This is a genomic window from Stenotrophomonas sp. GW821-FHT01H02A, assembly GCF_059422145.1.
In genome coordinates this window covers 392,165-405,224 of sequence record NZ_JBWKWI010000001.1, presented here as the reverse complement: position 1 = coordinate 405,224, position 13,060 = coordinate 392,165, and the positions used below count along the sequence as shown (strand labels likewise).

The following is a 13,060-nucleotide window of genomic DNA, read 5'->3' as shown; positions in this document are numbered from 1 at the left end:
CCTTAAAATGGCGACTTGAATGGCCAGCAGCTTATCGCAAGCAACTGAACAATGACCCTGTGGGTGCTCGGACTGAATCACCAGACCGCGCCAGTGGAACTGCGCGAACGCGCGTCCTTTGGCGGCGACGCCCTGCCCCAGGCATTGGCGTCGCTGCGCGATACCCCGCAGGTGGCCGAGGCGGTCCTGCTGTCCACCTGCAACCGCACCGAGCTGTATGCGGTGGCCGAATCCGGTGAGGCGCTGGCGCAGTGGCTGGAGTCGCACGCCGGCACGTTGCATGGGTACCTCTACCAGCACACCGATGCCGATGCGGTCCGCCACCTGTTCCGGGTGGCCACCGGGCTGGACTCGATGGTGCTGGGCGAGCCGCAGATCCTGGGCCAGGTGAAGGATGCGTGGGCCCTCGCCCGCGACCACGGCCTGCTTGGCCAGCGCCTGGACCGGCTGTTCCAGCAGACCTTCTCGGTCGCCAAGCGCGCCCGCACCGATACCCGCGTGGGCGCCAATCCGGTCTCGGTGGCCTCCACCGCAGTGCGCCTGGCGCAGAATTCGTTCGCGCGACTGGAAGATTCCACCGTGCTGCTGGTCGGCGCCGGCGAGACCATCGAACTGGCTGCACGCCATCTCAGCGAAGGGCGCGTGCGCCGGCTGCTGATCGCCAACCGTACCCTCGCCCATGCGCAGGAGCTGGCCAGCCGGCATGGCGGCGTCGCCCTGCCATTGAGCGAACTGGACCGCCATCTGGGCGAGGCCGACGTGGTGTTCTCGGCCACCGCCGCACGCGCGCCGGTGATCACCCGCGCGCACGTGGCCGCCGCGCTGAAGACCCGCAAGCACAAGCCGATGCTGCTGTTCGATCTGGCGGTACCGCGTGATATCGAGGCCGGCGTGGGCGAACTGGCCGATGCCTTCCTGTACACCGTGGACGATCTGGAGCGGGCGGTCGAAGACAACCGCCGCAGCCGCCGGGAAGCCGCGGCCGAGGCCGAAGCGATCATCGAACTGCAGGTCGCCCGTTTCGTGGAGACGCTGCAGGCCAGCGTGCACCAGGCCCCGCTGCGGCAGCTGCGCGCCTACGGCGAAGCGACCCGCGTGGAGATGCTGGAGAAAGCCCGCCAGCAGCTGGCCCACGGCAAATCCCCGGACGAAGTGCTCGAACTGCTCGCGCACGGCCTGACCAACCGCCTGCTGCACCCGCCGACCGCCGCCCTGCGCGCGGCCGCGCTCAGCGGCGATACTGAACTCACCCGCGCCGCCGAGCGCCTGTTCCCGGCCAAGCCGGGTTACCAGCACCCTGCCGTGCGTACCGATGTAGCGAGGAACGATGACGCCGACCCTGCGCCGTAAGCTGGAAGCGCTGGCCGAGCGCCGCGAAGAACTTGAACGCCTGTTGTCCGACCCGGCCGTGGTGGGCGACAACGACCGGTTCCGGTCGCTGTCGCGCGAGTTCTCGCAGCTGGAGCCGGTCGCCACGGCGTTGGCCGAGGAAGCCCGTGCCAAGGCCGATCTCGCTGCCGCCGAAGCGATGCGCGAGGACCCGGACCTGCGCGAGCTGGCCGACGAGGAAATCACCGCCGCGCAGCAGCGCCTGCAGCAGCTGGACGAGGAGCTCGCGCTGCTGCTGGTGCCGCGCGATCCGCGCGACGACGGCAACCTGTTCCTGGAAGTCCGCGCCGGTACCGGCGGTGACGAGGCGGCGATCTTCGCGGGCGATCTGTTCCGCATGTACGCCCGGTATGCCGAGCGCCAGGGCTGGAAGGTCGAGATCGAATCGGACAACCCCGGCGAACATGGTGGCTACAAGGAAGTCGTGGCGCGCGTGGTGGGTCGTGGCGCGTTCTCGCGGTTGAAGTTCGAATCGGGCACGCACCGCGTGCAGCGCGTGCCGGCGACCGAGTCGCAGGGGCGCATCCATACCTCCGCGGCGACCGTGGCGATCATCCCCGAGGCGGACGACGTGGAGGACGTGGTGATCAACCCGGCCGACCTGCGCGTGGACACCTACCGCTCCTCCGGCGCCGGCGGCCAGCACGTCAACAAGACCGAATCGGCGATCCGCATCACCCACCTGCCGACCGGCGTGGTGGTGGAATGCCAGACCGAGCGCAGCCAGCACGCCAACCGCGACAAGGCGATGAAGCGCCTCAAGGCGCAGCTGCTGGACACCGAGCGCAGCAAGCAGGCCGCCGCCCAGGCCGAAAGCCGCCGGCTGCAGGTCGGCAGTGGCGACCGCAGCCAGCGTATCCGGACCTACAGCTTCCCGCAGGGGCGGATCACCGACCACCGCGTGGAAGGGCTGACCCTGTACGACCTGCCCAACATCCTGACCGGCGACCTGGATGCACTGGTCAGCCGCCTGACCCACGAGCACCAGGCCGACGAGCTGGCCCGGCTCGCGGAAGGCAGCTGAGCATGGCCGCCCCGGAGCGGCAGCGATGAGTGCCGATCCGCAGCGCCTGCAGCTGCGCCAGGCCGTGCAGCGGCAACCGGCGGATTTCATTGCCTGGGTGATGCTGGCCGATGCCGAGCTCGAGGCTGGCGATGTGGGTGCCGGCGAACAGGCCGCCGCGCGCGCGCTGCAGCTGCGTGGCGACCATCCCGAGGCACTGGCCCGGCTCGGTCGTGCGCGCTGGATGCAGGGCCGTCATGGCGAAGCGGCCACCCTGCTGCGCCAGGCCGCCGATCGCGCCCCGCAGCATCCCGGCATCACCCTGTGGCTGGGCCATGCACTGGAAGACGCCGGCCAGCCCGAGGCCGCCGCCGATGCCTATCGCCACGCACATCGCCTGCTGCCGAACGAACCTTACATCACCGCCCAGCTGCTCAACTGGCAACGCAGGCTGTGCGACTGGCGCGAGCTGGAGCGGTTGTCGGCGCTGGTACGCCAGGCCGTCGCCCAGGGCCAGGCGGTGGTCGAACCGTTCGCCTTCCTCAGCGAAGACAGCAGCGCCGCCGAGCAGCTCGCCTGCGCCCGCCAGCGCGCCGCCGCCCTGGCAGAGGGCATTGCCCGCCTGCCCCCGACCACGGTCCGTGCGCAGGGCACGCTGCGGGTCGGCTTTCTCTCCAACGGCTTCGGCGCGCATCCGACCGGCCTGCTGACCGTCGCGTTGTTCGAGCAGCTGCGTGCGCTCGGCACGCTGCAGCTGCATCTGTTCGCGCTCACCGGGGACGACGGCAGCCCCATCCGACAGCGCCTGCAGCAGGCGGCCGACACGCTGCACGATGTCAGCACGCAGCCGCACCAGATCATCGCCCGGAGCATCCGCGAGACCGCGATCGATGTGTTGTTCGATCTGCGTGGCTGGGGCGGCGGCGGCACCCCGCAGGTGCTGGCGATGCGCCCGGCCCCGGTGCAGATCAACTGGCTGGCCTACCCGGGCACGTCCGGCGCAGCGTGGATCGACCACGTGCTGGCCGACGCCTTCGTCCTGCCCGACGCGCTGGCACCGGGCTTCAGTGAAAACGTGCGGCGCCTGCCGCGCGCGTTCCAGCCCTCGGACACTACCCGCGCGCTGGAACCGGTGCCGTCGCGCGAGGCCTGCGGGCTGCCGGCGCAGGGCATGGTGCTGTGCTGCTTCAACAACAGCTACAAGCTCAACCCGCGCAGCATGCAACGGCTGTTCGCGGTGCTGCAGGGCGTGCCCGGCAGCGTGCTGTGGCTGCTGTCCGGTCCGGGCAATGCCGACGCGCGCCTGCGCAGCGCGGCACGCCAGGCGCAGCTGGATCCGGCGCGGCTGGTGTTCATGCCGCGCCTGCCCCACCCGCAGTACCTGGCCCGCTATCAGCATGCCGATCTGTTCCTGGACACCCATCCCTACAACGCCCACACCACCGCCTCCGATGCGCTGTGGGCCGGCTGCCCGGTGCTGACCTGCCCGGGCGCGACCTTCGCCTCGCGCGTGGCCGGCAGCCTGAACCATCACCTGGGCATGCACGATTTCAACGTGGCCGATGACGCCGCGTTCGTCGCCGCTGCGGTGCGCCTCGGCAACGACCCGGCTGCCCTCCAGGCCGCGCGCGCCACGCTGGTGCAGCGCCGCCAGGACAGCGGCCTGTTCGACATGGCCGGCTTCGCGCGGGATTTCACCGGACTGGTCGAAACGCTTGCGCGCGAGCGCGGCTGGCAGGGCCCACACATCGCCTGAGCAGCGGCTGCGCTAGGCTCGGCTTCCCTGTGGACGATCGAGGCACGCGGATGGGCAAGCTCAAGCGCAAGGACTACCAGGCCCTGCTGGAACCGATGCAACTGGAACTGGCGGCGATGGCGCGCTGGGTGCAGCACACCGGGCAGCGCGTGCTGGTGCTGTTCGAAGGCCGCGACACCGCCGGCAAAGGGGGCGCGATCCAGGCCATCGCCGAGCATCTCAATCCGCGCCAGTGCAAGGTGGTCGCGCTGCCCAAGCCAACCGACCGCGAAAGCACGCAGTGGTACTTCCAGCGCTATGTGTCGCACCTGCCGGCGGCTGGCGAGATCGTGCTGATGGACCGCAGCTGGTACAACCGCGCTGGCGTCGAGCATGTGATGGGGTACTGCAGCGAGGCGCAGTACCGCAGCTTCCTGGCGCAGGCGCCGGTGTTCGAGAAGCTGCTGATCGACGATGGCATCGTGCTGTTCAAGTACTGGCTCAGCGTGGACCAGGAACAGCAGGAAAAGCGCTTCGCCGAACGCCACCTCGATCCGCTCAAGGGCTGGAAGCTCTCGCCGGTGGACCTGAAATCGCGCAGCAAATACAGCGCTTACACCGAGAGCCGCGAAGCGATGCTGCGCGCCACCCACAACGACGATGCGCCGTGGACGCTGGTGGACTTCAACGATCAGAAGCGCGGGCGGCTGGGCCTGATCCGCAACCTGCTCGACCGCCTGCCCGATACCCGCGTGGACGAACCGGTGCTGGCGCTGCCGCCGTTGAAGGGCAAGCTGCACAAAGAGCATTTCGGGGTATTGAAGCCGATCGAGCCGTTCGGTGCCGGGTAGATCCACGCATGGCGTGGATCTACGTGAGGCTCAGCCTTCCTTGATCCGCGCTTCGATGTCGTGCGCGGTGACCGGACCCAGGAATTCCTTGGCGACCTTGCCGTCCGGCGCGATCAGGTAAGTCATCGGCAGGCCCCGCGGGATCGCGAAGTCCTCCGGCGGGTTGTAGGTATCCACGATCACGATCGGATAGGTGACCGGACGCTTCTCCAGGAAGGCCTTCATCTCGGCCGGCTCGATGTCTTCGAACGCCAGCCCGACCACCTCGATCTCGCTGCGCATCGCGTGCAGTGCAGAGAGCTCGGGCATTTCCTTGCGGCACGGCGCGCACCAGGTCGCCCAGAAATTCACCACGACCCACTTGCCGCGGTGGGCGGCCAGATCGTAGTCCGTGCCATCCAGCGCCTTGGCCTTGAACGTCGGCTGTTCGACGGTCTTGCGCTCGGTGGCGGGCACGGCCTCGGTTGGTGGCACGGCGGGCGCATCGATCGGGGCAGGGGTGGCGGGCACGGTGGCCTCGCTCTGAGCGGCGGGCTTGTTGCAGGCAGCCAGCGTCAGCAGGCCCAGGGCCAGCAGCAGGGGCTTGGCGGTCATGATTTGTCTCCGGGGGTCGAGTAGATGTCGCTGACGCGGCGCTTGAGCAGTTCACGCAGCGGCAGGCGCAACGTGTCCAGCGCGGCCACCGAGGCGGTGCCCAGACTGTCGTCGCGATACGGCAGGTAGGCTTCCTTGATCGGGATCCGCATCTGCGTGGTCTCGTACAGGTCGGCCAGGGTGAGTTTGTCCAGGTCGCGCGCCAGCAACCAGTCGCCCTGCTCGTCACGGCGGACCACGCGGATCGCTTCCAGGTCGCAGAGCAGGGTCTGCAGCAGCGAGTCGGTCAGCATCGGCTCCAACCGCAGGATCTCATCATCGTCCAGGCTGCGGCCATCGGCACGCGCCTGGTGGAAGCGGCCGATCAGGCGCAGCAGGCCGTAGATCTCGTACCCCACCGGCAGGCGCAGGTCGGCCGGCTGGTAGCGGAACGCGGCGATCGAGGAGGCAAGCGAGGCGCCGAGCAGCACCGAGACCCAGCACAGGTAGATCCACAGCAGCAGGATCGGCACGAAGGCGACCGTGCCGTAGAGCTTCTGATAGGACTGGAAGCTGCCCAGGTAAGCCCCCATGCCCCACTTCACCAGCTCCAGCATGATCGCGGCCAGGATCGCGCCGGGAATGGCATGCCGCCATTTGACCGTGTGGTGCGGCACCACGCGGTACACCAGCATGATGCAGAGGAATTCAATCAGGATCGGGGCGACCGTCAACGACACGTTGGCCAGCCAGCGTCCTTCACTGGTACCGAACAGGGGCAGCGCGAACACCCGTGCCGAGACCGCCAGCGAGGCCGCCGCGAGCATCGCACCGAGGGTGAGCACGGTCCAATAGACCAGGAAGCGGGTCAGCTTCGGCCGGGTCGAACTCACCCGCCAGATCTGGTTGAAGGTTTCTTCCACGCTGTTGAGGGTGATCAGCAGCGACACCACCAGCGCGATGAAGCCGGCGGCGGTCAGCTGCCCGGCACTGGCCGAGAACTGGCGCAGGTAGCCTTCGGCGGCGCGCGCGGCGTTGGGCACGAAGTTGGAGAACACGTAGTCGCTGAGGGTGTCGCTCCAGCGGTCGAACACCGGAAACGCCGAGAGCACCCCGAACACCACGATCGCCAGCGGCACCAGCGCGAACACCGTGGTGTAGGCCAGCGAGGCGGCCGCCTGGAACAGACGGTCATCGAGGAAACGGCGCCACAGGAAGCGGCCGAAGCTGATCGTGCGCGCGCGGTCCCGGACGCGTTCGATCCACAGATTGATCGTATCGAGAGGTTCCATCGGCGCAAGGGTACCCGATGACGGGTGTGGGGCATGCACGGACCTCGCCCTGAGCGGGCTGCGTTGCCATACTGCCTGCATCGGACGCAACGAGATGAAAGCGAAATGGCGGAGATCCTGGTGCTGTATTACAGCCGTGGCGGTTCAGTGGCACGGCTTGCCCGCCAGATTGCGCGTGGCATCGGCGAGGTGCCGGGCATGAGCGCCCGGCTGCGCACGGTGCCGCCGGTGGCCGCGGTGACGCAGACGGCGTTGCCACCGGTGCCCGAGGACGGCGCACCGTATGTGAGCGTGGCCGACCTGGCCGAATGCACGGGGCTGCTGCTGGGCAGTCCGACCCGGTTCGGCAACATGGCCGCACCGGTGAAGCACTTCCTGGACGGGCTGGGCGCGGAGTGGGTCAACGGCACGCTGGCCGGCAAGCCGGCCGGGGTGTTCACCTCCACCGCCTCGCTGCACGGCGGCCAGGAGTCGACCCTGCTCTCGATGCAGGTGCCGCTGCTGCACCACGGCTGCCTGATCGTGGGCATCCCGTTCACCGAGCCGGCGCTGAGCCACACCACCACCGGCGGCACGCCATATGGCGCCAGCCACGTGGCCGGCGCGGACGACAACCCGGTGCCGAGCGAGGATGAAAGCATCCTGGCGCGGGCGCTGGGGCGGCGGGTCGCCGACATCGCACGGCGGCTGGCGTGAGCACGCGGGCGCAGGAGGTCGTGCTGGCCCTGCTGCTGGCAGCACTGGCGGTGCTGTTCGCGGTCTGGTTCGCGCAGGACAAGCATTGGCTGGCCACCCAGCTGGTCTTCACCCTGCCGCCGCTGCTGCTGGCACTGGGCGTACTGGTGCGGCGGGGCAAAGCGATGTTCTGGGCCGGGGTGCTGGCGCTGTTCTGGTTCAGCCACGGGGTGATGAGCGCCTGGAGCCATCCGGAGGTGGCGCTATGGGGCTGGCTGGAGCTGGGGCTGGCCCTGGCCGTGATCGGGGTGGCGAGCACGCCCGGGCTGCGGCGGCGCTTCGGGCGCAGGACGACCGCGGGCTGAGGACGCGGCGCGCCTGCATCGGGCGGGCCGAGGGCCGTATCATCTACGGGTCGGCGCGGCGGTTCCGTGCCCTTCTGTCTGGTACCCAGGATGCTTGCAATGGAAGAACTACTGATCATCACCACCGGTGGCACGATCGACAAGATCTACTTCGACGACAAGTCGGACTATCAGATCGGTGATCCGCAGATCGGCATGATCCTGCGCGAACTGGGCGTGACCTTCCGTTTCAACGTGATCCCGATCCTGCGCAAGGATTCGCTGCACATCACCGACGATGACCGCGAGCTGATCCGGGCGACGATCGCCGCGCAGCCGACGCGGCATGTGCTGGTCACGCACGGAACCGATTCGATGGTGCAGACCGGCCAGGTGTTGAAGTCGATCACCGACAAGACCATCGTGATGACCGGCGCGCTGAGTCCGGCACGCTTCCGCGGTTCGGATGCGGAGTTCAATATCGGATGTGCGATCGGTGCGGTGCAGTCGTTGCCGAGCGGGGTGTACATCGCGATGAACGGCCGGATCTGGAATCCGGAGCAGGTGCGCAAGAACGTCGCGGCGAACCGGTTCGAGGCTGCATAAGCCCTGGTGATTGAACGAACGCCCCGGCATGCCGGGGCGTTCTTCGTTGGTGCCATGGAAAGCGATCAGTACTGCGCGGTCAGCGTCACCCCGGAGAAGGTCGAGTAGGCCTTGACCCGGACGTGCCAGGTGCCGGCCGCCGGCGACGCGATGGTGCAGGTCTCGTTGTTGCCGCTGAGGTACGGGCGGCAGGTGTAGACCGTGTCGGTCGGGGCACTGCCATTGCGGACGTAGAGATCGGCATCGCCGCTGCCCCCGGCGATGGTGACCTTCAACTGGCTGCTGCCCGAAGGCACGGTCACGGTGTAGGCCAGCGAGGCACCGCTGGCGGCGCCGAGGCCGGTGACCGGGACGTTGTTCTGCAGCACGTTGCCGGTGCCCGGTCCCGGGCCGGTGCCGTTGAGCGCGGCGGTCACGGCCGCATCGGCGTCGACGATGCCCGCGCCGCAACCGCCGGAGCAAGCCCCGGGCAACGGCCGGGCGGTGCTCTTGAGCAGGCTTTCGATGGCGGCCGGACTCAGCGCCGTGGGCGCCACGGACTGGATCAGCGCGACCACGCCAGCCACGTGCGGCGCGGCCATCGAGGTGCCGTTGTAGGAAGCGTACGAGGCACTGCCCGGCACTGTGGTGCCGCTGTTGAGCGTGGAGAGGATGCCCTGCCCCGGGGCCGAGATATCGATGCCGGTGCCGTAGTTGGAGAAGCTGGCGCGGGCGCCGGCCGAGGTGGTCGCGGCGACGGCGATCACGTTGGCGCAGTTGGCCGGTACCGAGGAGGACACGTTGGTGTTGCTGTTCCCGGCAGCCACCACCACGGTGGTGCCACGCGAGACCGCGCCATTGATCGCGGTCTGGTAGGTGGTGGAGCAACTGCCACCGCCGCCGAGCGACATGTTGATCACTTCGGCCGGATTGGCATTGGCCGGGACGCCGCTGACGGTGCCGCCGGAGGCCCAGACGATCGCGTCGGCGATGTCGGAGGTGTAGCCGCCGCATTTGCCGAGCACGCGCACCGGCACGACCTTGGCGTTGAAGGCGGTGCCGGCCACGCCGGTGCTGTTGTTGGTCGCCGCGGCGACGGTGCCGGCCACGTGAGTGCCGTGCCAGCTGGAGTTGGACGCCGGAATGCCGGCGCCGCACTCGTTGGCGGCGTACCAGTCGCCTTCGTCGTTGGGGTTGTTGTCGCGGCCACCGCCGTCGCGCGCCATCGCCGCATCGCTGATGAAGTCGTAGCCGGGCAGGATGTTGGCGTTGAGATCCGGATGGTTGGTGATGCCGGTGTCGATCACCGCCACCACCACGCCGGTGCCGGTGGCCTTGTCCCAGGCCGGGCGCACATTGATCGACGCATTGCTGGTGCCGAAGCCCCACTGTTCGGAGAAGCGGGTGTCGTTGGGCACCAGGGTCGCCTGCATCAGCTGGTCGACCTCCACGTACTCCACGCTGGGGTCAGCTGCCAGGCGGCGCATCAGCAGCTCTGCTTCGGCACGGTCCAGCGGCCGGTCGGCCTTGACCACGGTCGGGCCGATCGCCAGCTGGCGCAGCTTCTGCAGCCCCAGCGCGCGCCCCTGCGCGGCCGGCACCGCTGCGGCGGCCGCCTTGAGCGAGCTGGCCAGCGCGCTCGGGGTGGCGACGTCGCTGCTGCCGTCCTTGTATTTCACGATGAAGCGCTGATGGGTCGGCGCCGAGGACAGGCCGCTCAACTGCACGTCGCCGGCGAACGCCGGGGTGGCCAGCAGCAGGGTCGACAGAACGGACGCGCCCAGTACAACCAATGCACGGTGACGCAAACGGTGTTGCGAGACATGAGACATCGGATTTCCCTTTCAGACAGTGAGTGCCGTCATCGCGGCTGAGAATCCAGGTCCGATCCGGGGGCTGCTGGAAGCGCTGGCGCGGATCGGCCCGGTGAGTGGATCGGTCCCCTGACATCGAACCGCCCAGCCCGACGCTAGTAGCTTGCTGGCAGATGAACAACGTTTCCGCGGCATGTCCGTGACATGAAATGTCGGATCTGAGACTTTCCGGGTCGAGGGTTTGTGAAAGTGAAGGCGCTACGGAGCTTTCGAACGGCCCGCAGGCGTCAAAGGATGTCCGAAACGGCTGTCATCTCTGACAAATCCAGGTCAACCCTTGCGCATCAATGGGTTACAGGATTGCCACCGCAGGACAGGCAACAAAAAACCCGCCTGTCACCAGGCGGATTCCGAAGCATCAGCGTCAATCCGGCGGGATCAGGCGTCCAGGCGGACCAGCCAGCCGTGACGGTCCGGCAGGCGGCCGTACTGGATGTCCGTCAGTTCCTTGCGCAGCGACATCGTCACTTCGCCGGCCGGTGCGTTGATGTCGCCCACCGAGAAGCTTTCGCCCTTGAGCTGGCCGATCGGGGTGACCACCGCAGCGGTACCGCAGGCGAACACTTCGGCGATTTCGCCGGAGGCCACGCCCTGCTTCCACTCATCGATGGTGACCTTGCGCTCTTCGACCTTCATGCCGCGGTCGCGGGCCAACTGCAGGATGCTCTCGCGGGTGATGCCTTCCAGGATGCTGCCCGACAGCGCCGGGGTGACCAGGGTGCCGTCCTTGTAGACCAGGAACACGTTCATGCCGCCCAGTTCTTCCAAGTACTTGCCCTCGACCGGGTCCAGGAACAGCACCTGCGAGCAGCCCTGCGCCTGCGCCTTCTGCTGCGGCAGCAGCGAGGCGGCGTAGTTGCCACCGCACTTGGCGGCACCGGTGCCGCCCTTGGCGGCGCGCGCGTATTCGGTGGACAGCCAGATCGACACCGGGGCCACGCCCTTGGCGAAGTACGGGCCGGCCGGGCTGGCGATCACGTAGTAGCCGGCCTTGTGCGCGCCGCGCACGCCGAGGAAGGCTTCATCGCCGATCATGAAGGGACGGAAATACAGGCTGGATTCGTCCGCCGACGGCACCCAGCTGGCATCGACGGCGATCAGCTGCTTGAGCGATTCGACGAAGATGTCCACCGGCAGTTCCGGCAGCGCCAGGCGCTGGGCCGAACGCTGCAGGCGGCGGCCGTTGGCATCCGGGCGGAAGGTCCAGATCGAACCATCGGCGTGGCGGTAGGCCTTGATGCCTTCGAAGATTTCCTGGCCGTAATGCAGCACCGCGGCGGCCGGGTCCAGCTGCAGCGGGCCGTACGGGCGTACCACGGCGTCGTGCCAGCCGGTGTCCTTGTCCCAGCGCACTTCCACCATGTGGTCGGTGAAGTGCAGACCAAAACCGGGGGCGGCCAGGATGCGCTCACGCTCCTCGCTGCTGCGCGGCTGGGCGGAACGGGTGGTGTTGAAGCTCACGGAAGACTGGGACACCGGATATTTCCTGTTCTGGTTACGGGGAACGCCGTGACGCCGGCTGGCGATGGGCGGTTACAGCATGCCGGTTTCGAGCCGGGCGGCCTCGGACATCATGTGACGGCCCCACGGCGGGTCGAACACCAGCTCGACGTCGGCCTCGGCCACCGTCGGGATCATTTCCAGCTTGCTGCGCACGTCATCGACGAGGATCTCGCCCATGCCGCAGCCGGGCGCGGTCAGCGTCATCTTGATGTCGACCTCGCGCTGGCCATCGTCCAGGTGCTTGAGGTCCACTTCATAGACCAGCCCCAGATCGACGATGTTGAAGGGGATCTCCGGATCGAAGCAGGTGCGCAGCTGCTGCCACACCAGTTTCTCGACCTCCTCGTCGGAGGCATCGGCGGGCAGTTCCAGCGCCGGCGGCGCTTCCTTGCCGATGGCATCGCCATCCTTGCCGGCGATGCGGAACAGATTGCCTTCGACAAAGACGGTATAGCTGCCACCCAGGGCCTGGGTGATGTAGCCATAGCTGCCAGCGGGCAGCGTGACCGTTTCGCCCTGCGGGACCATGACGGCCTCGCAGTCGCGTTCGAAGTGGACAGGTTCACTGCTACGGGAATACATGTGGATCGATATGGGGGTCGCGGCCAATTCCCGCAAGGCGACCATTTTAGCCCAGTGGCCGCCTACGCGCCGGTCACCCCGCAAGCCGGTATCCTGTGGGGACTTACAGGAAGATTGCATGTCGCCCACGTCCGTGCCTGTCCGGAGCCGCCACTGGCTCTGGCCCCCGCTGTTTCTGCTTGGTGTCGTCACGGCCACGCTGGCCTGGTTGTTCATCGCCCTGCTCACCGGCCGCCAGGCCGGCTGGATGGCGGTCGTGGCCGCACTGGAGATCGCGTTCATGCTGCGCCTGGGCACCCTGCGCGCGGGTACGGCCCGGGTGGTGCTGACCCTGGTAGCGACCGCGCTGGTTGCGCTGGCCGCCAACTGGGGCATCGTTTCGGCCTACCTGGGCGGCTCGATGGGGCTCACCCCGTGGGAATCAGCGTTGCGCATGGGACCGTATCTGGCCTGGACCCTGACCGGCCTGGCCAACGGCGCGGTCGAATGGCTGTGGCTGGGCGTGGCGCTGGTCGTGGGTTGGTGGGTGGCGAGGTAACGCCCCCCTGCACGCTGCCGCCGAATGCGATCGGTAGTGCCGGCCGCTGGCCGGCTCCTCATGACGTCGGTACGGCAACGCGCTGGCATTCACGTATCGCATTGAGCCGGCCAGCG

At 68.1% G+C, this 13,060-nt stretch carries 13 protein-coding genes; 8 read left to right on the top strand and 5 right to left on the bottom strand.

Annotation, left to right across the window (positions count from 1 at the left end; all coding sequences use genetic code 11):
- The first annotated feature begins 51 nt into the window (after positions 1 to 51).
- Genes hemA through ppk2 form a run of 4 tightly spaced genes read left to right on the top strand, consistent with a single transcriptional unit; the run spans position 52 to position 4,978 of the window.
- Entirely contained in the window at positions 52 to 1,350 is a 1,299-nt protein-coding gene (gene hemA, locus AC07WC_RS01850; protein ID WP_495208541.1) for a glutamyl-tRNA reductase, read from the top strand.
- On the top strand, positions 1,328 to 2,413 hold the full coding sequence (gene prfA, locus AC07WC_RS01845; protein ID WP_495208540.1) for a peptide chain release factor 1: 1,086 nt from the start codon (positions 1,328 to 1,330) through the stop codon (positions 2,411 to 2,413). Before hemA ends, prfA begins: the two co-directional genes overlap by 23 nt.
- 25 nt (positions 2,414 to 2,438) lie before the next feature.
- Positions 2,439 to 4,148: an O-linked N-acetylglucosamine transferase, SPINDLY family protein gene (locus AC07WC_RS01840; protein WP_495208539.1), complete on the top strand. Its 1,710-nt coding sequence runs from the start codon at positions 2,439 to 2,441 to the stop codon at positions 4,146 to 4,148.
- Positions 4,149 to 4,198: 50 nt separating this feature from the next.
- Complete coding sequence (gene ppk2, locus AC07WC_RS01835; protein WP_495208538.1) at positions 4,199 to 4,978, top strand: polyphosphate kinase 2; 780 nt, start codon at positions 4,199 to 4,201, stop codon at positions 4,976 to 4,978.
- A 30-nt stretch (positions 4,979 to 5,008) separates the two neighbouring features.
- Here ppk2 and AC07WC_RS01830 read toward each other — a convergent pair whose 3' ends face one another.
- Both AC07WC_RS01830 and AC07WC_RS01825 read right to left on the bottom strand, forming a co-directional pair.
- Positions 5,009 to 5,572, bottom strand: coding sequence for a TlpA family protein disulfide reductase (locus AC07WC_RS01830; protein WP_495208537.1), 564 nt, complete (start codon positions 5,570 to 5,572; stop codon positions 5,009 to 5,011).
- Positions 5,569 to 6,843: a YihY family inner membrane protein gene (locus AC07WC_RS01825; RefSeq protein WP_495208536.1), complete on the bottom strand. Its 1,275-nt coding sequence runs from the start codon at positions 6,841 to 6,843 to the stop codon at positions 5,569 to 5,571. Before AC07WC_RS01825 ends, AC07WC_RS01830 begins: the two co-directional genes overlap by 4 nt.
- Before the next feature lie 105 nt (positions 6,844 to 6,948).
- Here AC07WC_RS01825 and wrbA point away from each other — a divergent pair, with 105 nt between their 5' ends.
- From wrbA to AC07WC_RS01810, 3 genes are all read left to right on the top strand, one after another.
- Positions 6,949 to 7,539: an NAD(P)H:quinone oxidoreductase gene (wrbA, locus tag AC07WC_RS01820; RefSeq protein WP_019186096.1), complete on the top strand. Its 591-nt coding sequence runs from the start codon at positions 6,949 to 6,951 to the stop codon at positions 7,537 to 7,539.
- On the top strand, positions 7,536 to 7,883 hold the full coding sequence (locus AC07WC_RS01815) for a DUF2069 domain-containing protein (protein WP_495208535.1): 348 nt from the start codon (positions 7,536 to 7,538) through the stop codon (positions 7,881 to 7,883). Before wrbA ends, AC07WC_RS01815 begins: the two co-directional genes overlap by 4 nt.
- A gap of 99 nt (positions 7,884 to 7,982) precedes the next feature.
- Positions 7,983 to 8,468, top strand: a complete 486-nt coding sequence (locus AC07WC_RS01810) for an asparaginase domain-containing protein (RefSeq protein WP_121044584.1) — start codon at positions 7,983 to 7,985, stop codon at positions 8,466 to 8,468.
- A gap of 65 nt (positions 8,469 to 8,533) precedes the next feature.
- On the opposite strand, the gene AC07WC_RS01805 is transcribed toward AC07WC_RS01810, so the two are convergent.
- The 3 genes from AC07WC_RS01805 to sufT form a co-directional block, all read right to left on the bottom strand.
- Entirely contained in the window at positions 8,534 to 10,279 is a 1,746-nt protein-coding gene (locus tag AC07WC_RS01805) for a S8 family peptidase (protein ID WP_495208534.1), read from the bottom strand.
- Positions 10,280 to 10,699: 420 nt separating this feature from the next.
- Entirely contained in the window at positions 10,700 to 11,797 is a 1,098-nt protein-coding gene (locus AC07WC_RS01800) for a branched-chain amino acid aminotransferase (RefSeq protein ID WP_495208533.1), read from the bottom strand.
- A gap of 57 nt (positions 11,798 to 11,854) precedes the next feature.
- Complete coding sequence (gene sufT / locus AC07WC_RS01795; RefSeq protein WP_019182393.1) at positions 11,855 to 12,406, bottom strand: putative Fe-S cluster assembly protein SufT; 552 nt, start codon at positions 12,404 to 12,406, stop codon at positions 11,855 to 11,857.
- A gap of 118 nt (positions 12,407 to 12,524) precedes the next feature.
- Between sufT and AC07WC_RS01790 the strand changes: the two genes are divergently transcribed.
- The gene (locus AC07WC_RS01790; RefSeq protein ID WP_495208532.1) at positions 12,525 to 12,944 is read left to right on the top strand and encodes a hypothetical protein; all 420 of its coding nucleotides are present in this window, start codon (positions 12,525 to 12,527) and stop codon (positions 12,942 to 12,944) included.
- Positions 12,945 to 13,060 lie beyond the last annotated feature (116 nt).